Consider the following 22390-nt stretch of genomic DNA (forward strand, 5'->3'; position numbering starts at 1 on the left):
TTACTCGGCCATCGAAGAAGAACGGGAGGTAGGGATAGGTGGAACCGGGTCATAACCACCGGGATTCCACGGATGACAGCGACCTAAACGACGAAAGGTCAGCCAGCCACCGCGAAGAAGGCCATGATTTTCGATGGCTTCTAACGCGTAGCAGGAACAACTGGGGTAGAAACGACAGTGACTGGCCATCAGAGGACTAATGGCATAGCGATAAAACTGGATCGGAACGAGTGCCAGTTTACGCATCTGGACTGTCTACCCCTACAGTTTCGGTTTTGACTGCTGGTACCGGCGAACTGCGAGCCAGACGTTTCCAGAGTTTGCCGAAATGCTGAATCAATTCGGGGTTTTCTACGTCACCCAAACCTTTGCGCGCGACGATAACGATGTCCCAACCGACCAGTGAATCCTGGTTCAGGCGAAACGATTCGCGCATCAGACGTTTGAGGCGATTGCGCTCGACGGAGAGCTTTACGCTCTTTTTCCCGATAACCAACCCGAGACGGGGGTGATCAAGATCGTTGTTGCGCGCAAGGAGCAGGAGATTTTTCCCCGGAACCTTGCCGGTAGGGGAGTCAAAGACTGCCTTGAAATGCCGGGGGGTAAGCAGACGCTTTTCCCGACTGAAGTCCTGACTCACCTCCAGTGCCGGCTTATCAAACTGCCAGACGCGCACGACCTTTGGCGCGACGACGCGACAGGACTGCGCGGCCGTTCTTGGTAGCCATGCGAGCACGGAAACCGTGGGTACGAGCGCGTTTGATAGTGCTTGGTTGGAAAGTACGTTTCATTGTCGTGTTACCTGGTTCGTCCACAACGGGCCGGAATGGCCCCCGTTTTAAGAGACCGGGGATTCTAGAGAAAGCAAGCCTTCAGGTCAATTTCCAACCAGCGTTTCCTTATAAATAGATCTCCAGACGTTTTGCGCTGAACGAACCGTCGGCAAATATAAAAATAAGAAAGGAAAGTATTTAAAGCTTTTCTGTAAAGCTTATAAAAGCTAGGCTCGCGCCCTTCTGTGGATAAGTCGATTCAGGCCATGTTTTACCTACTGTACAGAGAATGACAACTACAGTGGAAAACGGTGTTCAGCCTGTGCTGCGCTGTCGGATAACCTGTGTGTGGAAGGCTGGTTTATCCACAGGCTGGTTATCCACCGAGTTTCGCCCCCACTTGTGCAATGACTTTAACCCCGGTTATCCACAGAGCTTATGCACAGACCACTGGTCGTCTTTTTTGCGTATAACACGGCGATTCTTCTTGGCCGATGAACCACCTACGTGTGGATAAGTCGGCGTCTGGTCGCTACAATGGCCGCTTGTTTTTGCCTCACCGGCTTTCAACTTAGGGGATATCCGTGTCAGTGGAACTTTGGCAGCAGTGCGTGGAGCTTCTGCGCGATGAGCTGCCTGCCCAACAATTCAACACTTGGATCCGTCCACTACAGGTCGAAGCCGAAGGCGACGAGTTGCGTGTGTATGCACCCAATCGTTTTGTTCTGGACTGGGTCAACGAAAAGTACCTGGGGCGTGTTCTCGAATTGCTCGATGAGCACGGCAATGGCATGGCGCCTGCGCTTTCCTTATTAATAGGCAGCAAACGCAGTTCGGCACCTCGTGCCGCGCCAAATGCTCCACTGGCTGCCGCGGCTTCCCAAGCCCAGGCTGCCCAAGCGCCCGCCAGTCCGCCACCGCCAGCACCTGCCGCGACTTCGACCAAGCGTGCCACGCAAAAAGTGGCCGAGGTCACCGAGGAAGAACCTTCCCGTGACAGCTTCGACCCGATGGCCGGCGCCAGTTCGCAACAGGCTCCGGTTCGTGCCGAGCAACGTACCGTGCAGGTCGAAGGTGCGCTCAAGCACACCAGTTACCTGAACCGCACCTTTACCTTCGAGAATTTCGTTGAAGGTAAATCCAACCAGTTGGCGCGCGCCGCCGCCTGGCAGGTGGCAGACAATCCCAAGCATGGTTACAACCCGCTCTTCCTTTATGGAGGCGTCGGCCTGGGTAAAACCCACTTGATGCACGCTGTGGGTAACCACCTGTTAAAGAAGAACCCGAATGCCAAGGTGGTGTACCTGCATTCCGAGCGTTTCGTGGCGGACATGGTCAAGGCCCTGCAACTGAACGCGATCAACGAGTTCAAGCGCTTCTACCGTTCGGTGGATGCGTTGCTGATCGATGACATTCAGTTCTTCGCCCGCAAGGAGCGTTCCCAGGAAGAGTTTTTCCACACCTTCAACGCGCTGCTCGAAGGTGGCCAGCAGGTCATTCTCACCAGTGACCGCTACCCGAAGGAAATCGAAGGCCTTGAAGAACGCCTCAAATCCCGCTTTGGCTGGGGCCTGACCGTAGCGGTCGAGCCACCGGAGCTGGAAACCCGCGTGGCGATCCTGATGAAAAAGGCCGATCAGGCAAAGGTCGAGCTGCCTCACGACGCCGCGTTCTTCATTGCCCAACGTATTCGCTCCAACGTCCGTGAGCTGGAAGGCGCGCTCAAACGCGTGATCGCCCACTCGCACTTCATGGGCCGCGATATCACCATCGAGCTGATTCGCGAATCCCTGAAGGACTTGTTGGCGTTGCAGGATAAACTGGTCTCTGTGGATAACATTCAGCGCACCGTCGCCGAGTACTACAAGATCAAGATCTCCGACTTGCTGTCCAAACGCCGTTCGCGTTCGGTCGCTCGTCCGCGACAGGTCGCCATGGCGTTGTCCAAGGAACTGACCAACCACAGCCTGCCGGAAATCGGCGATGTGTTTGGCGGTCGCGACCATACGACGGTCTTGCACGCATGCCGCAAGATCAACGAACTTAAGGAATCCGACGCGGACATCCGCGAGGACTACAAGAACCTGCTGCGTACGCTGACCACTTGATGAACACCAGCGCAGCTAATTAAGGCAAGGGACTAGACCATGCATTTCACCATTCAACGCGAAGCCCTGTTGAAACCCCTGCAACTGGTCGCAGGCGTCGTTGAGCGCCGACAGACCTTGCCGGTGCTCTCCAACGTGCTGCTGGTTGTCGAAGGCCAGCAATTGTCGCTGACCGGTACCGACCTGGAAGTCGAGCTGGTCGGTCGTGTTCAACTCGAAGAGCCGGCGGATCCGGGTTCCATCACTGTGCCGGCGCGCAAGTTGATGGATATCTGCAAAAGCCTGCCGAACGATGCGCTGATCGACATCAAGGTCGATGAGCAGAAGCTCGTGGTCAAGGCCGGCCGTAGCCGCTTCACCCTGTCGACTCTGCCGGCCAACGATTTCCCTACCGTGGAAGAAGGCCCGGGTTCGCTGACCTGCAGCCTGGAGCAAAGCAAACTGCGTCGCCTGATCGAGCGCACCAGCTTCGCCATGGCCCAGCAGGACGTGCGTTACTACCTCAACGGCATGCTGCTGGAAGTCTCTGCCGGCGTGATCCGTGCCGTAGCCACCGACGGTCACCGTCTGGCCATGTGCTCGATGCAGGCAGATATCGGCCAGCCGGATCGTCACCAGGTCATCGTGCCGCGCAAAGGTATCCTCGAACTGGCGCGCCTGCTCACCGAGCCGGACGGCAATGTCAGCATCGTGCTGGGTCAGCACCACATCCGTGCCACCACCGGTGAATTCACCTTCACCTCCAAGCTGGTCGACGGCAAATTCCCGGACTACGAACGCGTTCTGCCGAAAGGCGGCGACAAGCTGGTTCTTGGCGATCGCCAGGCTCTGCGCGAAGCGTTCAGCCGTACCGCGATTCTGTCCAACGAAAAATACCGTGGTATCCGTCTGCAACTGGCCAGTGGTCAGCTGAAGATCCAGGCGAACAACCCGGAGCAGGAAGAAGCGGAAGAAGAAGTGGGCGTTGAATACAACGGTGGCTCTCTGGAAATCGGCTTCAACGTGAGCTACCTGCTCGACGTACTGGGCGTGATGACCACCGAGCAGGTTCGTCTGATCCTGTCCGACTCCAACAGCAGCGCGCTGGTGCAGGAATCGGATAACGACGACTCGGCCTACGTTGTCATGCCGATGCGTCTGTAATCATGCTCAGCAGAAGCTAGATGTCCTTAAGTCGCGTCTCGGTCACCGCGGTGCGCAATCTGCACCCGGTGACCTTCTCCCCCTCCCCCCGCATCAATATTCTTTACGGCGCCAACGGCAGCGGCAAAACCAGTGTTCTGGAAGCCATCCATCTGCTGGGGCTTGCCCGTTCGTTTCGCAGCACCCGCCTGTTGCCGGTCATTCAATACGAACAGCTTGCCTGTACGGTCTTTGGCCAGGTTGAACTGGCAGAGGGCGGGCAAAGTGCCTTGGGAATTTCCCGGGATCGCCAAGGCGAATTCCAGATCCGTATCGATGGGCAGAATGCGCGTAGCGCCGCGCAACTGGCAGAGATCCTGCCACTGCAACTGATCAATCCGGACAGCTTTCGATTGCTGGAAGGTGCGCCGAAGATTCGCCGACAGTTTCTCGACTGGGGCGTGTTCCACGTGGAACCGCGCTTCATGTCAACCTGGCAGCGCTTGCAGAAGGCCCTGCGCCAGAGAAACTCTTGGCTGCGGCATGGTACACTTGACGCCGTTTCGCAAGCGGTTTGGGACAGGGAACTGTGTCAGGCCAGCGCTGAAATTGATGAATACCGCCGCGCTTATATCAAAGCCTTGAAACCAGTCTTTGAACAAACCTTGAGCGAACTGGTTGAGCTTGAAGGCTTGACGCTCAGCTATTACCGCGGCTGGGACAAGGACCGTGAACTGAGCGCTGTGCTTGCCGGGTCTCTTCAGCGAGACCAGCAAATGGGGCATACCCAGGCCGGACCACAACGTGCTGATTTGCGTCTCAGACTGGGCGCGCACAACGCCGCGGACATCTTGTCCCGTGGCCAGCAGAAGTTGGTGGTTTGCGCATTACGGATTGCCCAGGGGCACCTGGTCAGCCAGGCTCGACGCGGTCAGTGTATTTATCTGGTGGATGACTTGCCGTCCGAGCTGGACGAGCACCACCGTCGCGCGCTTTGCCGCTTGTTGGAAGACTTACGCTGCCAGGTATTTATCACCTGTGTAGATCACGAATTATTGAGGGAAGGCTGGCAGACGGAAACGCCAGTTGCTCTGTTCCACGTGGAACAGGGCCGTATCACCCAGACCCACGACCATCGGGAGTGAAGGCATTGAGCGAAGAAAATACGTACGACTCAACGAGCATTAAAGTGCTGAAAGGCCTGGATGCCGTACGCAAACGTCCCGGTATGTATATTGGTGATACCGACGATGGCAGCGGCCTGCACCACATGGTGTTCGAGGTGGTCGACAACTCGATCGACGAAGCGCTCGCCGGCTACTGCGACGACATCAGCATCATCATCCACCCGGATGAGTCCATCACCGTTCGCGACAACGGCCGTGGCATCCCGGTAGACGTACACAAAGAAGAAGGCGTTTCGGCAGCCGAGGTCATCATGACCGTGCTGCACGCCGGCGGTAAATTCGACGACAACTCCTACAAGGTTTCCGGCGGTCTGCACGGTGTGGGTGTGTCGGTAGTTAACGCCCTGTCGGAAGAGCTGGTCCTGACCGTTCGCCGTAGCGGCAAGATCTGGGAACAGACTTACGTCCACGGTGTTCCGCAAGAACCGATGAAAATCGTTGGCGACAGCGAAACCACCGGTACACAGATCCACTTCAAGGCTTCGAGCGAAACCTTCAAGAACATCCACTTCAGTTGGGACATCCTGGCCAAGCGGATTCGTGAGCTGTCCTTCCTCAACTCCGGTGTCGGTATCGTCCTCAAGGACGAGCGCAGCGGCAAGGAAGAGCTGTTCAAATACGAAGGCGGCCTGCGTGCGTTCGTTGAATACCTGAACACCAACAAGACCCCGGTCAACCAGGTGTTCCACTTCAACATCCAGCGTGAAGACGGCATCGGCGTGGAAATCGCCCTGCAGTGGAACGACAGCTTCAACGAGAACCTGTTGTGCTTTACCAACAACATTCCGCAGCGCGACGGCGGTACTCACCTGGTAGGTTTCCGTTCCGCGCTGACGCGTAACCTGAACACCTACATCGAAGCCGAAGGCCTGGCGAAGAAGCACAAGGTCGCCACCACCGGTGACGACGCCCGTGAAGGCCTGACCGCGATCATTTCGGTGAAAGTGCCGGATCCGAAGTTCAGCTCCCAGACCAAAGACAAGCTGGTGTCTTCCGAAGTGAAGACCGCGGTCGAACAGGAAATGGGCAAGTACTTCTCCGACTTCCTGCTGGAAAACCCGAACGAAGCCAAGCTGGTCGTCGGCAAGATGATCGATGCGGCCCGTGCCCGTGAAGCGGCACGTAAGGCCCGCGAGATGACCCGTCGCAAGGGCGCGCTGGACATCGCCGGCCTGCCGGGCAAACTGGCCGACTGCCAGGAAAAGGACCCTGCCCTGTCCGAACTGTACCTCGTGGAAGGTGACTCCGCGGGCGGCTCTGCCAAGCAGGGACGTAACCGCAAGACCCAGGCGATTCTGCCCCTCAAGGGTAAAATCCTGAACGTCGAGAAGGCACGCTTCGACAAGATGATCTCTTCCCAGGAAGTGGGCACCTTGATCACTGCGCTGGGTTGCGGCATCGGTCGCGAAGAGTACAACATCGACAAGTTGCGCTATCACAACATCATCATCATGACCGATGCTGACGTCGACGGTTCGCACATCCGCACCCTGCTGCTGACCTTCTTCTTCCGTCAGTTGCCGGAGCTGATCGAGCGTGGCTACATCTACATCGCTCAGCCGCCGCTGTACAAAGTGAAGAAAGGCAAGCAAGAGCAATACATCAAAGACGACGACGCCATGGAAGAGTACATGACGCAGTCGGCCCTGGAAGATGCGAGCCTGCACCTGAACGAGGATGCACCGGGAATCTCCGGCGAAGCCCTTGAGCGTCTGGTGAATGACTTCCGTCTGGTGATGAAGACCCTCAAGCGCCTGTCGCGCCTGTATCCACAGGAACTGACCGAGCACTTCATCTACCTGCCGGCTGTCAGCATGGAGCAACTGTCCGATCACGCAGCGATGCAGGATTGGCTGGCCCAGTACGAAGTGCGTCTGCGCACCGTCGAGAAGTCGGGTCTGGTCTACAAGGCCAGCCTGCGTGAAGACCGTGAGCGTGGCGTGTGGCTGCCAGAGGTCGAACTGATCTCCCACGGCCTGTCCAACTACGTCACCTTCAACCGCGACTTCTTCGGCAGCAACGACTACAAGACGGTTGTTTCCCTGGGCGCTCAACTGAGCACCCTGCTCGACGATGGCGCGTACATCCAGCGTGGCGAACGCCGTAAATCGGTCACCGAGTTCAAGGAAGCCCTGGACTGGCTGATGGCCGAAAGCACCAAGCGTCACACCATCCAGCGATACAAAGGTCTGGGCGAGATGAACCCGGATCAGCTGTGGGAAACCACCATGGACCCAAGCGTGCGCCGCATGCTGAAAGTGACCATCGAAGACGCCATTGGCGCGGACCAGATCTTCAACACCCTGATGGGTGATGCGGTCGAACCTCGTCGCGACTTCATCGAAAGCAACGCCCTGGCGGTGTCCAACCTGGACTTCTGATCCCGGTCGACGCAAACGAAAAGGCCAATGCATCTGCATTGGCCTTTTTTATTGCCCGCGTTTCACTCACTCGCCGGCGTCACACTCTCCAATCGATACCCATACCCATAAATCGTCAGCAACTGCCAACCGCGATCCGCCGTCAGCCCCAGCTTGTTGCGAAGGCGATAGATGTGCGTATCCAGCGGTCGTGACGACGACATTTCTTCATGGGGCCACAATCGTTCGTACAGGTAGTCTCGCGACAGCGGTCGACCGAGGTTGCTGAACAGGCAATGCGCCAAGCGGTACTCGCGTTCGGTCATGACGATCGGTTTGCCGTCGCGAGTGACGGTCAGCCCGGCGTCGTCGAAAACCAGATCATTGAAGCTCAACCCCTCGCTAGCTGCGCGCTGCTGTCCATGTCGGCGCAGGACTGCGCCAACACGGGCCTTCAGTTCATTGGGGCGGAACGGTTTGCTGACGTAGTCATCGGCGCCGGCATTCAGGGCCTGAACGATATCGCTTTCGCTGTCGCGACTGGTGAGCATGATTGTCGCAGGCGGCGTTTCCATGTGTTCGCGGGTCCATAGCAGCAATGAAAAACCTGTGAGGTCGGGCAGTTGCCAGTCGAGGATCAGCAGGTCGAAGGTTTCCCGACGCAGTTGACGCATCAGCTCTTCGGTCCGTTCGAAGCTGTGCAGCGACCACGGCTGCTCTCCGGCTTCGGCCATTTGTTGCAGGGTTTGTTCGACCCGGAGTAATTCGGCGGGCTCATCGTCCAGAATCGCAACGCGCATACACGGTGATTCCTTGTCACTTGGGCTGCTGTTTATCGACGATAGCGGCTCAATCTATACAGTGAAAGCAAGCGGCCCACCGTTGGTCGCGGCGTCCGCTATGATTCTTGAGTCGACACCTTAGACGCAGGAACCATGAATCCATTCACTCAGCCCTGCCCTGTTGGCCATGTTTGACCAACGCCATGAAAGCCGGGAGCCAAGCCAGGTACAGCGATTGTTTCGGCAATTGGTGCGCGAGTGGTTGTGGATAAGTCTTGTGCTGTTGCCGCTGACGACACTGCTGTCCTACCGCGCGCAAGTTAACCTGGACGATGCATTCCCTGGCTTGAGCGCATTGCTTTCCCTTGGTCTGGTGACGTGCGTACTCGGGCTGTTGCTGTGGCGTCCGCGCCTGGCGCTCTGGCTGACGCTTACGGGGATGGCGTGTGCGTTGCTGACCAGTGCCGGCCTCGCGGAGTTCAAGAGATGGTGGTGGTCACCGACGCCTGCACTGTTGGGGATGCTATTTGGTTATCTGATCTGGAACTGGCGGCGCCTCAGTGTGGTGTTGACCTATTTCGGTTGGGAATTGGCGCGGCTGGACAGCGAGCCGAAAGTGTTTCCGGAGCGCCGTCGTGCCCAGTACTCCGGTGGCGACCGTCTGCAGAAACAAATCGTGGCGCTGGAACAAGCCATGAGCCTGACCCGTGATACCCACCGATTCATCGCCGATGGCCTGGAATACTTGCCGGTGGCGACGTTGATCAGCGATCCCCAGGGGCAGATCCTGCTCGGCAACCGCAAGGCCCGTGACCTGTTTGGTGGGGATCTGGTCGGCGATGATGTGCTGGAACGACTCAAACAGCTCGGTTATCCGGATATGAACCGCAGGCCGGGTTCGCCCTTATCGACACTGCCGCTGCTGGAGTTTCGCGACCTCAAGGAACGCAGCCTGCGTCTGGAGCGTGCCGGGCTATTACCGGTAGATGGTGAGATTCCGGTCGGCTGGCTATGGAACCTGACTGATTTGAGTGTTGAACGCGAGGCGGAGGAGCAGCGCGCGGTCCTGTTGCGGTTTCTGTCTCACGACCTGCGGGCGCCTCACTCGGCCATCCTCGCGTTGCTCGATGTCCATCGTCATCAAGTGGGCGGCGATTCGCCGCTCTTTGATCAAATCGAGCTACAGGTACGCCGGGCCCTGGAACTGACTGACGGTTTCGTTCAACTGGCGAGGGCGGAGTCCGAGGCTTATCAGTTTCAGCCGAGCCTGTTTGCGATGCTGGTGCTGGATGTGTTCGATCAGGCGCTGCCCATCGCGCAGTTGAAACAAATCGAACTGGTTCATCATGTGGAAGAGCAGGCACAGGAAAGTCTGGTACTGGCGGATCAGTCGCTGCTGACCCGGGCATTGTTCAATCTGCTGGAAAATGCCATCAAGTACAGTGTTTCCGGTACTCGTATCCGTTTGCACGTCAGTCAACACGACAACTGGCTGATCTGTGAGCTCATCGATCAGGGCAAAGGCATCGCCGCCGAGGAGTTACCTGAACTGTTCAGCCAATACCGGCGCTTTTCTTCCGCCCAGGGTATCGATGGCGTGGGGTTGGGATTGTCGATGGTCAAAGCCGTTGTGGATCGGCACGGCGGGCGAATCGAGTGCCGGAGCGAGGTGGGTCAGGGCACGACATTCAGGCTGCAATTTCCGTTGTTTATGCAATGAAAGCGAACGATCCAGGTTGCTCGATCATGTCGGCAATCAACAATTGCTCCGGGCATAAAAAAACCGGCTATATCAGCCGGATTCTTTACGTCCAAAAAATACTTATGCACGTTTTTATGGTTTTTATCATCCAAATAAATATGTAAAAAAATCATAAGGTTACGTACAAATAACGACGGTTTTCAATGAAACGGTACACAGGTTATCCACAGAATCTCAGACAGCCACCTGATCGTTTGATACCGGCGCTTGCGGAGCCGGTGGCAGCGAGCCCATTTCCCGTTGCATCTGCTCGTTCCACGCCTGGACCCGGTCGTTCAATTCAGCAATGGCTCGTGGTCCTGTGCCTTCGGCATACATCGGTGCGCCAATGATCACAGTGATGACACCCTGCTTTTTCGCCCAACCGGTTTTCGGCCAGAACTTGCCTGCGTTGTGCGCAATCGGCAGCACGGGCAATTCGGCGTTGACCGCCAGTGCGCTGCCACCGCGCGAGAATTTTCCGATGGTGCCGTAAGGAACGCGCGTGCCTTCGGGGAAGATCAGCACCCAGACATTGTCCTTGAGCAACTCATCACCTTTTTGCGCCACATGCTTGAGCGCGGCTTTCGGGTTGTCGCGATCGATGGCGATCGGTCGCAACATGGCCATGGCCCAACCGAAGAACGGCACATAGAGCAACTCACGCTTGAGCACCTGGCTTAGCGGTGAGAAGTAAGCGGAGAGAAAGAACGTCTCCCACGTGCTTTGGTGGTTCGACTGAATGACGCAAGGCTGTTCAGGTACGTTCTCGGCACCCTTCACTTCGTAGCGGATACCCAGAAACACTTTGCTCAGCCACAAGGCGCAGCGGCACCAATACACGTTGATGAAGCGATAACGTGCCTTGAAAGGCAGAAACGGCGCGATAAAAAAGCTCAGGCTGCACCACAGCAAGGAGCTGGTGCCCAGCAGCAGGTAAAAGAGGAAGGTTCTGATGGCCTGCAATATCGACATGGTGACGTTTACCGTTGCGGGAGTTGCCCGTCCTATATAAAGCGCACTTCCCTTTCATCCATGGTCAGGATCAATCGAAGCGCACACTTACTCAAGGGCATTTGTGGATAAGTTCTGCGGCAATCGCCGCCAGATCGTCAAAAATCAATGTGCCAACCGGAAGGGTCTTGCCCAAAGTCTTTTCGCCTTTCCCGGTCTTTACCAAAACTGGCTGTGAATCGACGGCTTTGGCTGCTTCCAGGTCACCAAGGCTGTCGCCGACGAACCAGAGATCGGTCAGCGACACGTTGTAATGAGCGGCGATGGTTTTCAACATCCCGGGTTTCGGCTTGCGGCAATCGCAGCCTTCGTCCGGCCCGTGGGGGCAGTAGACGATCAGGCCGACTTCACCGCCCTGCTCCGCCACCAGCGCGCGCAAGCGCTCGTGCATGGCATCCAGGGTGGCGAGGTCGTAATAGCCGCGAGCGATGCCCGACTGGTTGGTAGCGACCGCTACCGTCCAGCCGGCCTTGCTCAACTGCGCGATGGCTTCGATCGAGCCGGGAAGTGGGATCCACTCCTCCACCGACTTGATGTAAGCGTCGGAGTCGTAATTGATCACCCCGTCCCGATCGAGAATCAGCAGTTTCAACAGCAACTCCTCAGCCCAGCAGCGAAATGTCGGCGACGCCGAGGAACAACCCACGCAGACGCGCCAGCAATGCATAACGGTTGGCGCGGACTTTTGCGTCCTCCGCGTTGACCATCACGGCTTCGAAGAACGCATCCACCGGCTCGCGCAGTGCAGCCAGGCGTGCCAGGGATTCGCTGTACTGACGCAAGGCGGCCATCGGTTGCACAGCCTGGTCAGCCTGCTGGATCGCCGAGTACAGGGAGAACTCGTTGGCATTGTCGAAGTACTTGGCTTCCACGACGGTAGGCACCGAGCCTTCGACCTTGCTCAGCAGGTTCGACACTCGCTTGTTCACGGCGGCCAGGGCAGCGGCTTCCGGCAGTTTGCGGAAGGCCTCTACCGCTTGCACGCGCTGGTCGAAGTCCAGGGCCGAGCCAGGCTTGAGGGCACGCACCGACAGGTAGGTGGCAACGTCGACGCCTTCGTCCTCGTAACGGGCACGCAGACGGTCGAAGATGAATTCCAGCACCGAGTCATTGAGGCCGGCAGCCTTGACCTTGGTTCCGAACGCATCCACGGCGAAAGCCACGGCGTCGGTCAGGTCCAGGTCCAGTTGTTTCTCGATCAGGATGCGCAGCACGCCCAGTGCGGCACGGCGCAGGGCATACGGATCCTTGCTGCCGGTTGGCAGCATGCCGATGCCGAAGATACCCACGAGGGTATCGAGCTTGTCGGCGATGGCCACGGCCGCACCGGTCAGGGTGCCGGGCAGTTCAGCGCCAGCACCGCGCGGCATGTACTGCTCGTTCAGGGCCAGTGCGACATCTTCCGGCTCGCCGTCGTTGAGGGCGTAGTAGTAACCGGCGACACCTTGCATCTCCGGGAACTCGCCGACCATCTCGGTCGCCAGGTCGCACTTCGACAGCAGGCCCGCACGGGCTGCCCACGCAGCGTTGCCGCCGATGCGCTGAGCGATGAACGCGGCCAGCCTGGATACGCGCTCGGCCTTGTCGTAGACGCTGCCGAGTTTTTCCTGGAACACCACGTTCTGCAGGCGTTGGTTGAAGTCTTCGAGTTTCTGCTTCTTGTCTTGCTTGAAGAAGAACTCGGCGTCGGTCAAGCGTGGGCGAACCACTTTCTCGTTACCGGCGATGATCTGCTGCGGGTCTTTGCTTTCGATGTTGGCCACGGTAATGAAACGTGGCAGCAACTTGCCGTCGGCGTCCAGCAGGCAAAAGTACTTCTGGTTGTCCTGCATGGTGGTGATCAGTGCTTCTTGCGGTACGTCGAGGAAGCGTTCCTCGAACGAGCACACCAGCGGCACTGGCCATTCGACCAGCGCAGTCACTTCATCGAGCAGGGCTGGCGGAACGATTGCCGTGCCTTCCTGGCGGGTGGCCAGTTCTTCGGTGCGCTTGCTGATGATTTCGCGACGCTCGTTGGCATCGGCCAGCACATAGGCGGCACGCAGGTCGGCCAGGTAGCTGGACGGCGAACCGATGCGCACGCTTTCCGGGTGATGGAAGCGGTGACCACGGGAATCACGGCCGGCCTTCTGGGCGAGGATGGTGCAGTCGATGACCTGGTCACCGAGCAGCATCACCAGCCATTGGGTCGGACGCACGAATTCTTCCTTGCGCGCGCCCCAACGCATGCGTTTCGGGATCGGCAGGTCGTTCAGGGAATCTTCGACGATGGTCGGCAGCAGGCTCGCGGTCGGCTTGCCGGCGATGCTCTGGCTGTAGCGCAGTTTCGGGCCGCTCTGGTCGATTTCGCTCAGCTCGACGCCGCACTTCTTGGCAAAACCCAGGGCCGCCTGGGTCGGGTTGCCTTCGGCATCGAAAGCCGCCTGGAGTGGCGGACCGTCGAGGTTGATGCTGCGATCCGGCTGCTGGGTGGCCAGTGCGGTGATCAGCACGGCCAGGCGGCGCGGGGCGGCGTAAACGGTTTTGGTTTCGTAGTTCAGGCCGGCAGCTTGCAGGCCCTTGTCGATACCGGCGAGGAACGCCTCGGCCAGGGTGTTCAGGGCTTTGGGTGGCAGTTCTTCAGTGCCCAGTTCAACCAGAAAATCCAGAGCACTCATTGTGCAGCCTCCAGCTTGGCCAGTACTTCATCACGCAGGTCCGGGGTTGCCATCGGGAAGCCCAGCTTGGCGCGAGCCAGCAGGTAGGCTTGCGCAACGGAACGCGCCAGGGTGCGTACACGCAGGATGTATTGCTGACGCGCAGTCACCGAGATCGCCCGGCGCGCATCCAGCAGGTTGAAGGTATGGGAAGCCTTCAACACCATTTCGTAGCTCGGCAACGGCAGCGGCTGGTCGAGCTCGATCAGGCGCTTGGCTTCGCTTTCGTAGAAATCGAACAGTTCGAACAGCTTGTCGACGTTGGCGTGTTCGAAGTTGTAGGTGGACTGCTCCACTTCGTTCTGGTGGAACACGTCGCCGTAGGTCACTTTGCCGAACGGGCCGTCAGCCCAGACCAGGTCGTAGACCGAGTCCACGCCTTGCAGGTACATGGCCAGACGCTCGAGACCGTAAGTGATCTCGCCGGTCACCGGGTAGCACTCGATGCCGCCCGCTTGCTGGAAATAGGTGAACTGGGTCACTTCCATGCCGTTGAGCCACACTTCCCAGCCCAGACCCCAGGCGCCGAGGGTCGGCGATTCCCAGTTGTCTTCGACGAAGCGGATGTCGTGGACCAGCGGGTCCAGGCCAACGTGCTTGAGGGAGCCCAGGTACAGTTCCTGGAAGTTGTCCGGGTTCGGCTTCAGGACGACCTGGAACTGGTAGTAGTGCTGCAGACGGTTCGGGTTTTCGCCGTAGCGGCCGTCAGTCGGACGGCGGCTTGGCTGCACGTAGGCGGCGTTCCAGGTTTCCGGGCCAATGGCGCGCAGGAATGTTGCAGTGTGGAAAGTGCCGGCGCCTACTTCCATATCGTAGGGCTGAAGTACCACGCAACCTTGCTCGGCCCAGTATTGCTGGAGGGCGAGGATCAAGTCTTGGAAGGTACGCACGGCTGGCGTAGGCTGGCTCACGAAATTCACCTGTTTCTTGGGCTGCGATTTAAAGAGCGGGAGTATACCCGATTCATGGCTGCGCACGCCCCCTGGAGCCTTATGCCACGCTGCTTTTGGTGTTCCGAAGATCCGTTGTACATGGCTTATCACGATCAGGAGTGGGGCACGCCGCTACGCGATGCGCAGGGATTGTTCGAGTTGCTTTTGCTCGAAGGGTTCCAGGCCGGGCTTTCCTGGATCACCGTGCTGCGCAAACGCGAGCATTATCGTCAGGTGATGTTCGGTTTTGATGTGCAGCGCGTGGCGCAGATGAGCGATGCCGAAATCGACGGGTTGATGCTCGATCCGGGCATCATCCGCAACCGCCTCAAGCTCAACGCGGCCCGGCGCAATGCCCAGGCCTGGCTGGCGCTGGAGGACCCGGTGGAATTTCTCTGGTCGTTCGTCGGAGGCAAGCCTGTGATCAATCATTTCAAGGATCGCAGCGAAGTCCCGGCCGTGACGCCGACTGCCGTGGAAATGAGCAAAGGCCTGAAAAAAGCCGGTTTCACGTTCGTCGGGCCGACCATTTGCTACGCGCTGATGCAGGCCTCGGGAATGGTCATGGATCACACCCGCGATTGCGACCGCTACGCGCAGCTGGCGAACGGCGGTTAGAATGGCCGCCTCGCGCACAGCACAAGATCAGGAGTGACCTGTGGATAAGTTTAAAGGCGCCTTGCTGGTAGGCGCTCTGCGGCTGTTTGCCCTGCTTCCGTGGTGGGCCGTGCAGGCCGTGGGCTCGGCGATTGGCTGGGTCATGTGGAAAACCCCGAACCGTTCCCGCGACGTGGTACGGATCAATCTGTCCAAGTGCTTTCCGGACATGGACCCCGCCGAGCGCGAGCGCCTGGTCGGGCAGAGCCTGAAAGACATCGGCAAGTCCCTGACCGAAAGCGCCTGCGCCTGGATCTGGCCGGCCCAGCGCTCCATCGACCTGGTGCGCGAAGTCGAAGGCCTCGACGTACTGAAGGACGCCCTCGCCTCCGGCAAAGGCGTGGTCGGCATCACCAGCCACCTGGGCAACTGGGAAGTGCTCAATCACTTCTACTGCAGCCAGTGCAAACCGATCATTTTTTACCGTCCGCCCAAATTGAAGGCGGTGGATGAATTGCTGCAAAAGCAGCGGGTGCAGTTGGGTAACAAGGTCGCTGCTTCCACCAAGGAAGGCATCCTCAGTGTCATCAAGGAAGTGCGCAAAGGTGGTGCAGTGGGCATTCCTGCTGACCCGGAACCGGCCGAATCCGCCGGGATCTTCGTGCCGTTCTTCGCCACTCAGGCGCTGACCAGCAAGTTCGTGCCGAACATGCTGGCCGGCGGCAAGGCGGTCGGCGTGTTCCTGCACGCCCTGCGCCTGCCGGACGGTTCAGGTTACAAAGTGATCCTCGAAGCCGCGCCAGAGGCCATGTACAGCACCGATACAGCGGTGTCCTGTGCGGCCATGAGTAAAGTGGTCGAGCGTTATGTCGGGGCCTACCCGAGCCAGTACATGTGGAGCATGAAGCGCTTCAAGAAGCGTCCACCAGGTGAAGAGCGTTGGTACTGACTGACTTGGCACACTCTGTGGATAACCTGTAGGAGCGAGCTTGCTCGCGATGGACGTTAACGATGACGTGGGCTGCCAGGTTGAACGCGGCGCCCTGGCATCCATCGCGAGCAAGCTCGCTCCTACACGTATCCACAACCGTTCATCAAAGGGCGCAGAAGATGTCCGAACACCGCAAGTCATTTCGCATCAAGATCAGTCACGAAAGCTTCGGCGATTGCCTGGGCCAGACACGCAACCTGTCGACCACCGGCGTGTACGTCAAGCATCCGAAACTGTCGGCGCTGCCCCGGGGCGCGGTGGTCTACGGACAGGTGCAGGACTTACCCACAGGCGCGCCGCGGGTACGCATGGAAGTGGTGCTGGTCGATGCCGAGGGCATCGGTTTGCGTTATCTCTGATCAGTGCGCCTGGCGTTCGAGCTTCTTCAGGAACACCGTCATTTCCTTCTCGGCCTGCTTGTCGCCATGGCCGCGAGCAGCTTCCAGGCCCTGCTCCCAGGCCTGCCGCGCGGCTGCAAAGTTCGCCTGCGCCAGATGGGCCTTGCCCAGTAATTTCCATGCCGCCGAATACTTCGGATCGAATTCGACGCAGCGTTGAAAATGCTCCGCAGCCTTGGCGTTCTCCCCCAGATCCAGATAACCCTTGCCCAGGCCGAAGCGCAGCAAAGCGTTATCCACACCCTTGGCGAGCATTTTTTCCAGGGATTCGATCATGGTGGATTCCTTGCCTGAGGCATGTCAGGGGTTGATTTGTTGTAGGAGCGAGCTTGCTCGCGATGAACCTGAGAGCGACGCGGGGTGTCTGGTTTCCAGCATTACCGTTGACGACCATCGCGAGCAGGGCTCGCTCCTACAAAGGCAGGCCAGCGCTAAATCCGCATCAGAAGAAGCTAAGCCCTACATGGAACAGCTTCTCCACATCGCGAATATGCTTTTTATCCACAAGGAACAAAATCACATGGTCGCCCGTTTCGATCACGGTGTCATCGTGGGCGATGATCACTTCTTCGTCGCGGATAATCGCACCGATGGTGGTCCCCGGCGGCAGGCCGATGTTCTCGATGGCCTTGCCGATCACCTTGCTCGATTTCGCATCGCCGTGGGCAATCGCCTCGATGGCCTCCGCCGCGCCCCGGCGCAGTGAGTGCACGCTGACGATGTCGCCCCGGCGCACGTGGGCCAGCAAGGTGCCGATGGTCGCCAGTTGCGGGCTGATGGCGATGTCGATGTCGCCACCCTGGATCAGATCGACGTAGGCCGGGTTGTTGATGATGCTCATCACCTTCTTCGCACCCAGGCGCTTGGCCAGCAGCGACGACATGATGTTGGCTTCGTCGTCGTTGGTCAGGGCGAGGAACAGATCCGCGTCGGCGATGTTCTCTTCCAGCAGCAGGTCGCGGTCCGAAGCGCTGCCCTGCAACACCACTGTGCTGTCGAGGTGGTCCGAGAGATGACGGCAGCGTGCCGGATTCATCTCGATGACTTTTACCTGATAACGGCTTTCGATGGCCTCGGCCAAACGCTCGCCGATCTGCCCGCCACCGGCGATGACAATGCGTTTATAGGTTTCGTCGAGACGGCGCATTTCGCTCATGACCGCGCGAATGTTGGCTTTGGCAGCGATGAAAAATACTTCGTCGTCGGCCTCGATCACCGTGTCGCCTTGCGGCAGGATCGGCCGGTCACGACGGAAAATCGCCGCAACGCGGGTCTCCACGTTTGGCATGTGTTCACGCAACTGCCGCAGTTGCTGACCCACCAGTGGCCCGCCGTAGTACGCCCGCACCGCCACCAGTTGCGCCTTGCCTTCGGCGAAGTCGATCACCTGCAGGGCGCCCGGATGCTCGATCAGGCGCTTGATGTAGTTGGTAACCACTTGTTCCGGGCTGATCAGCACGTCCACCGGAATCGCTTCGTTCTGGAACAACTGCTCTTCGCGGGTCAGGTACGCGGCTTCGCGCACCCGGGCGATCTTGGTCGGGGTGTGGAACAGGGTGTGGGCGACCTGGCAGGCGACCATGTTGGTTTCATCGCTGTTGGTCACGGCGACCAGCATGTCGGCGTCATCGGCCCCGGCCTGGCGCAACACCGTCGGGAATGAGCCGCGACCTTGTACGGTGCGAATGTCCAGGCGGTCGCCAAGGTCGCGCAGGCGTTCGCCATCGGTGTCGACCACAGTAATGTCGTTGGCTTCACTGGCCAGGTGTTCCGCCAGCGAACCGCCAACCTGCCCTGCACCCAGGATGATGATTTTCATCCACTCACTCCATTGAATCCATTTAACCGCGCGCAGCGGCGATCTTGATCAGCTTGGCGTAGTAGAACCCGTCGTGGCCGCCTTCCTGGGCCAGCAACTGTCGACCATGTGGCTGCTTGATTCCCGCCGCCGTGGCAAGGTCCAGCTCACGGGCACCTGGTGTGCGGGCAAGGAAGGCTTCGATGACTTCAGTGTTCTCGGTCGGCAGTGTGGAACAGGTGGCGTACAACAGAATGCCGCCGACCTCCAGCGTGCTCCACATGGCGTCGAGCAACTCGCCTTGCAGCAGCGCCAGCGCGGCGATGTCGTCGGGTTGGCGGGTCAGCTTGATGTCCGGGTGACGACGAATCACGCCGGTGGCCGAACAGGGTGCGTCCAGCAGGATGCGCTGGAACGGCTTGCCATCCCACCACGCCTGAGTGTCGCGACCGTCGGCGGCAATCAGCTCGGCGCTCAGTTTCAGGCGTTCGAGGTTTTCCCGCACCCGCACCAGGCGCTTGGCTTCCAGGTCTACCGCCACGACGCCGGCCAGTTCTGGCTCGGCTTCGAGAATATGGCAGGTCTTGCCGCCCGGTGCGCAGCAGGCGTCGAGCACCCGTTGGCCCGGTGCCAGATCCAGCAGATCAGCGGCCAGTTGTGCGGCTTCGTCCTGCACGCTGATCCAGCCATCGGCGAAACCCGGCAGGCCGCGCACGTCGGTGGCCGCTTCGAGCACAATGCCGTCGCGGCTGTAGACGCACGGCGTGGCGGCGATACCGGCATCCGTCAGCAAACCGAGGTAGGCATCCCGGGTGTGATGGCGACGGTTGACCCGCAGGATCATCGGCGGATGCGCGTTGTTCGCCGCGCAAATGGCTTCCCACTGCTCCGGCCAGAACGCCTTCAGGGATTTCTGCAACCAGCGCGGGTGCGCGGTGCGCACCACTGGATCGCGTTCCAGCTCGGCGAAAATCGTTTCGCTCTCGCGCTGGGCGTTGCGCAGCACAGCGTTGAGCAACGCCTTGGCCCAAGGCTTTTTCAGCTTGTCGGCGCACCCGACGGTTTCACCGATGGCGGCATGGGCGGGGACGCGGGTATAGAGCAACTGATAGAGACCGACCAGCAACAGCGCCTCGACATCGGCGTCGGCGGCCTTGAACGGTTTCTGCAGCAGCCTGGCCGCCAGCGCCGACAAGCGTGGCTGCCAGCGTGCGGTGCCGAACGCCAGGTCCTGGGTGAAGCCGCGATCACGGTCCTCGACCTTGTCCATCTGTGTAGGCAGTGAACTGTTGAGCGATGCTTTTCCGTTCAGGACAGCGGCAAGTGCCTTGGCGGCGGCCAGACGCGGATTCATTGAGCGTCCGCCGCTTGGCCGAGGACGGTGCCGATGGCGAATTTCTCACGGCGGCTGTTGAACAAGTCGCTGAAGTTCAGCGCCTTGCCGCCAGGCAATTGCAGGCGGGTCAGGCACAAGGCCTGTTCGCCGCATGCGACGATCAGACCGTCCTTGCTGGCGCCGAGGATTTCACCCGGGGCGCCTTTGCCTTCGGCGAGGTTCGCGGCCAGCACTTTCAGGGCTTCGCCATTCAAGGTGCTGTGGGTGATCGGCCACGGGTTGAAGGCGCGGACCAGGCGCTCCAGCTCAACTGCCGGGCGAGTCCAGTCGATGCGTGCTTCGTCCTTGTTCAATTTGTGCGCGTAGGTGGCCAGGCTGTCGTCCTGGACTTCGCCCTCGAGGGTTCTGGCGGCGAGGCCGGCAATTGCCTGGACCACGGCCGGCGGGCCCATTTCGGCGAGTCGATCGTGCAGGCTGCCACCAGTGTCTTCGGCACTGATCGGGGTGGTGACCTTGAGCAGCATCGGCCCGGTGTCGAGGCCGGCTTCCATGCGCATCACGGTCACGCCGCTTTCGGCGTCGCCCGCTTCCACGGCGCGCTGGATCGGCGCTGCACCACGCCAGCGTGGCAGCAGCGAGGCGTGGCTGTTGATGCAACCCAGGCGCGGAATATCCAGCACCACTTGCGGCAGGATCAGGCCGTAGGCGACCACCACCATCAAGTCCGGTTTCAGCGCAGCCAGTTCCGCCTGGGCGTCTTCGTTGCGCAAGGTGGGCGGCTGCAGCACCGGGATGTTGTTTTCCAGCGCCAGCTGCTTGACCGGGCTCGGCATCAGTTTTTGCCCGCGACCGGCCGGACGATCCGGTTGGGTGTAGACCGCGACGACCTCATAAGGGCTGCTCAGCAGGGCCTTGAGGTGTTCGGCGGCGAATTCCGGGGTGCCGGCAAAGACAATGCGCAGTGGCTCAGTCATGGGTGACGTCTCTTGAAAAGAAAAAGGCTTGCCGCAGCAAGCCTTTGAAGATGGGCATCAGGCATTCTGGCGATGAAGCTTTTCCAGTTTCTTCTTGATGCGGTCGCGTTTGAGCGTGGACAGGTAATCGACGAACAATTTGCCGTTGAGGTGGTCGCATTCGTGCTGGATGCACACGGCGAGCAAATCTTCAGCGATCAGTTCGTAAGGCTGGCCGTCGCGGTCCAGCGCCTTGACCTTGACCCGTTGCGGGCGATCGACGTTTTCGTAGAAACCCGGCACCGACAGGCAGCCTTCCTGATACTGGCCCATCTCGTCGGTCAGCGTTTCGAGCTCTGGGTTGATGAACACTCGAGGCTCGGTGCGGTCTTCGGAGAGGTCCATCACGACGATACGTTTGTGCACGTTGACCTGGGTCGCGGCGAGGCCGATGCCAGGCGCTTCATACATTGTTTCAAACATGTCGTCGACCAACTGACGCACTTCGTCGTCCACTACGGCCACTGGCTTGGCGATAGTGCGCAGACGCGGATCAGGGAACTCGAGGATGTTTAAAATGGCCATAAGCTTGATTAGTGCACGTGTGAAGTAAGGTCGGGTCGATGGCCTGGCGGGTCCGAAGACATGCAGGCTACCGTTGTAAAACGTAGCTCCCTTCTTTTGACAAGCAAGTTTTGACAGGCAAGCCGGGAGCGAGCCACCGAGGGCTCTGGCGTTTCACGCGAACGCACATAATAAAGGGATTCACCGCATGAGGAAATCACTACTCGCCCTGCTGCTCCTGGCTTCGGCAGGTTGGGCACATGGGCAAGTGCAACTTCGGGAAGATATTCCCACCATAAAGCTGTCGCCTCAGGTGCGCAGCAGCCCCGTGACCGAGGCTATCCCCAGCATTGCGCTGAAATCGATCAACAGTTTTCTGCTGAGTAACCGTATCGTCGACAAGGCCGAGGATTTCGAAGCGGCGCCCTACATTGTCGCCGGTGATGCCGAGCGCGTGCTCAGCGGCGCCGGTGACCGGATCTTTGCCCGTGGCCATTTCGACCCGGCACAGCCGGTGTACGGCATCTTCCGCCAAGGCAAGGTCTACACCGATCCGCAGAGCAAGGAGTTCCTGGGAATCAACGCCGACGACATCGGCGGCGGCGAGGTCGTGGCCACCGAAGGCGACGTCGCCACCCTGGTGTTGCAACGCACGACCCAGGAAGTCCGCCTCGGCGACCGCCTGTTCAGTGGTGAAGAACGCTCGATCAATTCGACGTTCATGCCCAGCGCGCCGGAAACCGAGATCAACGGCTTGATCATCGATGTGCCGCGTGGGGTGACGCAGATCGGCGCACTGGACGTGGTCACGCTGAACAAGGGGCAGCGCGATGGACTGGTCGAAGGCAATGTCCTGGCGGTGATGAAAACCGGCGAAACCGTGCGTGACCGGATCACCGGCCAGCCGTTGAAGATTCCCGATGAGCGCGCGGGTCTGCTGATGGTTTTCCGTACTTACGACAAACTCAGTTATGGGCTGGTGCTCAATGCATCGCGCTCACTGTCGGTGATGGACAAGGTGCGAAATCCGTAAGTTTG

General features: G+C 59.3%; 22 protein-coding genes. 9 read left to right on the forward strand and 13 right to left on the reverse strand.

The window, feature by feature from the left end; all coding sequences use genetic code 11:
• The 3 genes from yidD to rpmH are packed head-to-tail and all read right to left on the reverse strand — an operon-like array spanning position 1 to position 791.
• Entirely contained in the window at positions 1–246 is a 246-nt protein-coding gene (gene yidD, locus ACCD00_RS06470; RefSeq protein ID WP_010207715.1) for a membrane protein insertion efficiency factor YidD, read from the reverse strand.
• On the reverse strand, positions 239–640 hold the full coding sequence (gene rnpA, locus ACCD00_RS06475; protein ID WP_015097448.1) for a ribonuclease P protein component: 402 nt from the start codon (positions 638–640) through the stop codon (positions 239–241). The genes yidD and rnpA overlap by 8 nt, the downstream gene beginning before the upstream one ends.
• A 16-nt stretch (positions 641–656) precedes the next feature.
• Complete coding sequence (gene rpmH / locus ACCD00_RS06480; RefSeq protein WP_003213577.1) at positions 657–791, reverse strand: 50S ribosomal protein L34; 135 nt, start codon at positions 789–791, stop codon at positions 657–659.
• Between the two features lie 566 nt (positions 792–1357).
• On the opposite strand from rpmH, the gene dnaA reads away from it, so the two are divergent.
• Genes dnaA through gyrB form a run of 4 tightly spaced genes read left to right on the forward strand, consistent with a single transcriptional unit; the run spans position 1358 to position 7571 of the window.
• Positions 1358–2881, forward strand: coding sequence for a chromosomal replication initiator protein DnaA (gene dnaA, locus ACCD00_RS06485; RefSeq protein ID WP_413422954.1), 1524 nt, complete (start codon positions 1358–1360; stop codon positions 2879–2881).
• A gap of 39 nt (positions 2882–2920) precedes the next feature.
• A complete protein-coding gene (dnaN, locus tag ACCD00_RS06490) occupies positions 2921–4024 on the forward strand; it encodes a DNA polymerase III subunit beta (protein WP_007969885.1) in 1104 nt (367 codons plus the stop codon).
• Between the two features lie 20 nt (positions 4025–4044).
• Entirely contained in the window at positions 4045–5148 is a 1104-nt protein-coding gene (gene recF, locus ACCD00_RS06495) for a DNA replication/repair protein RecF (RefSeq protein WP_095943030.1), read from the forward strand.
• A 5-nt stretch (positions 5149–5153) separates the two neighbouring features.
• Entirely contained in the window at positions 5154–7571 is a 2418-nt protein-coding gene (gene gyrB, locus ACCD00_RS06500; protein WP_111283364.1) for a DNA topoisomerase (ATP-hydrolyzing) subunit B, read from the forward strand.
• A 62-nt stretch (positions 7572–7633) separates the two neighbouring features.
• Here the strand turns inward: gyrB and ACCD00_RS06505 are convergent, their stop codons facing one another.
• Positions 7634–8350 (reverse strand): response regulator transcription factor, encoded by a 717-nt coding sequence (locus ACCD00_RS06505; RefSeq protein ID WP_413422957.1) that lies wholly within the window; start codon positions 8348–8350, stop codon positions 7634–7636.
• A 169-nt stretch (positions 8351–8519) separates the two neighbouring features.
• On the opposite strand from ACCD00_RS06505, the gene ACCD00_RS06510 reads away from it, so the two are divergent.
• Positions 8520–10052 (forward strand): sensor histidine kinase, encoded by a 1533-nt coding sequence (locus ACCD00_RS06510; protein WP_413422959.1) that lies wholly within the window; start codon positions 8520–8522, stop codon positions 10050–10052.
• Between the two features lie 216 nt (positions 10053–10268).
• Here the strand turns inward: ACCD00_RS06510 and ACCD00_RS06515 are convergent, their stop codons facing one another.
• The 4 genes from ACCD00_RS06515 to glyQ all read right to left on the reverse strand — a co-directional run bounded on the left by ACCD00_RS06515 (position 10269) and on the right by glyQ (position 14694).
• Complete coding sequence (locus tag ACCD00_RS06515; RefSeq protein WP_413422961.1) at positions 10269–11048, reverse strand: lysophospholipid acyltransferase family protein; 780 nt, start codon at positions 11046–11048, stop codon at positions 10269–10271.
• 91 nt (positions 11049–11139) lie between these two features.
• Positions 11140–11685 carry a D-glycero-beta-D-manno-heptose 1,7-bisphosphate 7-phosphatase gene (gmhB, locus tag ACCD00_RS06520; protein ID WP_177323565.1) on the reverse strand — a complete coding sequence of 182 codons (546 nt, stop codon included), beginning with the start codon at positions 11683–11685 and terminating at the stop codon, positions 11140–11142.
• 4 nt (positions 11686–11689) lie between these two features.
• Positions 11690–13744: a glycine--tRNA ligase subunit beta gene (gene glyS, locus ACCD00_RS06525; protein WP_413422964.1), complete on the reverse strand. Its 2055-nt coding sequence runs from the start codon at positions 13742–13744 to the stop codon at positions 11690–11692.
• Positions 13741–14694 (reverse strand): glycine--tRNA ligase subunit alpha, encoded by a 954-nt coding sequence (gene glyQ, locus ACCD00_RS06530; protein WP_003187265.1) that lies wholly within the window; start codon positions 14692–14694, stop codon positions 13741–13743. Before glyQ ends, glyS begins: the two co-directional genes overlap by 4 nt.
• Before the next feature lie 81 nt (positions 14695–14775).
• Here glyQ and tag point away from each other — a divergent pair, with 81 nt between their 5' ends.
• The 3 genes from tag (at position 14776) to ACCD00_RS06545 (ending at position 16662) form a co-directional block, all read left to right on the forward strand.
• Positions 14776–15333, forward strand: coding sequence for a DNA-3-methyladenine glycosylase I (gene tag / locus ACCD00_RS06535; RefSeq protein ID WP_413422966.1), 558 nt, complete (start codon positions 14776–14778; stop codon positions 15331–15333).
• Between the two features lie 40 nt (positions 15334–15373).
• Positions 15374–16261, forward strand: coding sequence for a lysophospholipid acyltransferase (locus ACCD00_RS06540; protein WP_413422968.1), 888 nt, complete (start codon positions 15374–15376; stop codon positions 16259–16261).
• A 161-nt stretch (positions 16262–16422) separates the two neighbouring features.
• A complete protein-coding gene (locus ACCD00_RS06545) occupies positions 16423–16662 on the forward strand; it encodes a PilZ domain-containing protein (RefSeq protein ID WP_111283366.1) in 240 nt (79 codons plus the stop codon).
• Here the strand turns inward: ACCD00_RS06545 and ACCD00_RS06550 are convergent, their stop codons facing one another.
• From ACCD00_RS06550 to def, 5 genes are all read right to left on the reverse strand, one after another.
• Positions 16663–16977, reverse strand: a complete 315-nt coding sequence (locus ACCD00_RS06550; protein ID WP_413422970.1) for a tetratricopeptide repeat protein — start codon at positions 16975–16977, stop codon at positions 16663–16665.
• 166 nt (positions 16978–17143) lie between these two features.
• Positions 17144–18520 (reverse strand): Trk system potassium transporter TrkA, encoded by a 1377-nt coding sequence (trkA, locus tag ACCD00_RS06555; RefSeq protein WP_413422972.1) that lies wholly within the window; start codon positions 18518–18520, stop codon positions 17144–17146.
• A gap of 22 nt (positions 18521–18542) precedes the next feature.
• On the reverse strand, positions 18543–19853 hold the full coding sequence (rsmB, locus tag ACCD00_RS06560) for a 16S rRNA (cytosine(967)-C(5))-methyltransferase RsmB (protein ID WP_413422974.1): 1311 nt from the start codon (positions 19851–19853) through the stop codon (positions 18543–18545).
• Entirely contained in the window at positions 19850–20809 is a 960-nt protein-coding gene (fmt, locus tag ACCD00_RS06565) for a methionyl-tRNA formyltransferase (RefSeq protein ID WP_413422976.1), read from the reverse strand. Before fmt ends, rsmB begins: the two co-directional genes overlap by 4 nt.
• A 57-nt stretch (positions 20810–20866) precedes the next feature.
• On the reverse strand, positions 20867–21373 hold the full coding sequence (gene def, locus ACCD00_RS06570; RefSeq protein ID WP_111283203.1) for a peptide deformylase: 507 nt from the start codon (positions 21371–21373) through the stop codon (positions 20867–20869).
• 187 nt (positions 21374–21560) lie between these two features.
• On the opposite strand from def, the gene ACCD00_RS06575 reads away from it, so the two are divergent.
• Complete coding sequence (locus ACCD00_RS06575) at positions 21561–22385, forward strand: peptidoglycan-binding protein (protein WP_413422978.1); 825 nt, start codon at positions 21561–21563, stop codon at positions 22383–22385.
• Positions 22386–22390: the final 5 nt, after the last annotated feature.

Source organism: Pseudomonas sp. Pseusp3 (assembly GCF_047304225.1).
GTDB lineage: Bacteria > Pseudomonadota > Gammaproteobacteria > Pseudomonadales > Pseudomonadaceae > Aquipseudomonas > Aquipseudomonas fluorescens_CD.

Coding starts and splice junctions, on each gene's coding strand:
- rsmB (WP_413422974.1), bottom strand. CDS start 19,853: ATGAATCCGCGTCTGGCCGCCGCCAAGGCACTTGCCGCTGTCCTGAAC.
- ACCD00_RS06515 (WP_413422961.1), bottom strand. CDS start 11,048: ATGTCGATATTGCAGGCCATCAGAACCTTCCTCTTTTACCTGCTGCTG.
- ACCD00_RS06545 (WP_111283366.1), top strand. CDS start 16,423: ATGTCCGAACACCGCAAGTCATTTCGCATCAAGATCAGTCACGAAAGC.
- yidD (WP_010207715.1), bottom strand. CDS start 246: ATGCGTAAACTGGCACTCGTTCCGATCCAGTTTTATCGCTATGCCATT.
- rpmH (WP_003213577.1), bottom strand. CDS start 791: ATGAAACGTACTTTCCAACCAAGCACTATCAAACGCGCTCGTACCCAC.
- ACCD00_RS06575 (WP_413422978.1), top strand. CDS start 21,561: ATGAGGAAATCACTACTCGCCCTGCTGCTCCTGGCTTCGGCAGGTTGG.
- ACCD00_RS06550 (WP_413422970.1), bottom strand. CDS start 16,977: ATGATCGAATCCCTGGAAAAAATGCTCGCCAAGGGTGTGGATAACGCT.
- ACCD00_RS06510 (WP_413422959.1), top strand. CDS start 8,520: ATGTTTGACCAACGCCATGAAAGCCGGGAGCCAAGCCAGGTACAGCGA.
- dnaN (WP_007969885.1), top strand. CDS start 2,921: ATGCATTTCACCATTCAACGCGAAGCCCTGTTGAAACCCCTGCAACTG.
- def (WP_111283203.1), bottom strand. CDS start 21,373: ATGGCCATTTTAAACATCCTCGAGTTCCCTGATCCGCGTCTGCGCACT.
- glyS (WP_413422964.1), bottom strand. CDS start 13,744: ATGAGTGCTCTGGATTTTCTGGTTGAACTGGGCACTGAAGAACTGCCA.
- ACCD00_RS06505 (WP_413422957.1), bottom strand. CDS start 8,350: ATGCGCGTTGCGATTCTGGACGATGAGCCCGCCGAATTACTCCGGGTC.
- recF (WP_095943030.1), top strand. CDS start 4,045: ATGTCCTTAAGTCGCGTCTCGGTCACCGCGGTGCGCAATCTGCACCCG.
- fmt (WP_413422976.1), bottom strand. CDS start 20,809: ATGACTGAGCCACTGCGCATTGTCTTTGCCGGCACCCCGGAATTCGCC.
- trkA (WP_413422972.1), bottom strand. CDS start 18,520: ATGAAAATCATCATCCTGGGTGCAGGGCAGGTTGGCGGTTCGCTGGCG.
- tag (WP_413422966.1), top strand. CDS start 14,776: ATGCCACGCTGCTTTTGGTGTTCCGAAGATCCGTTGTACATGGCTTAT.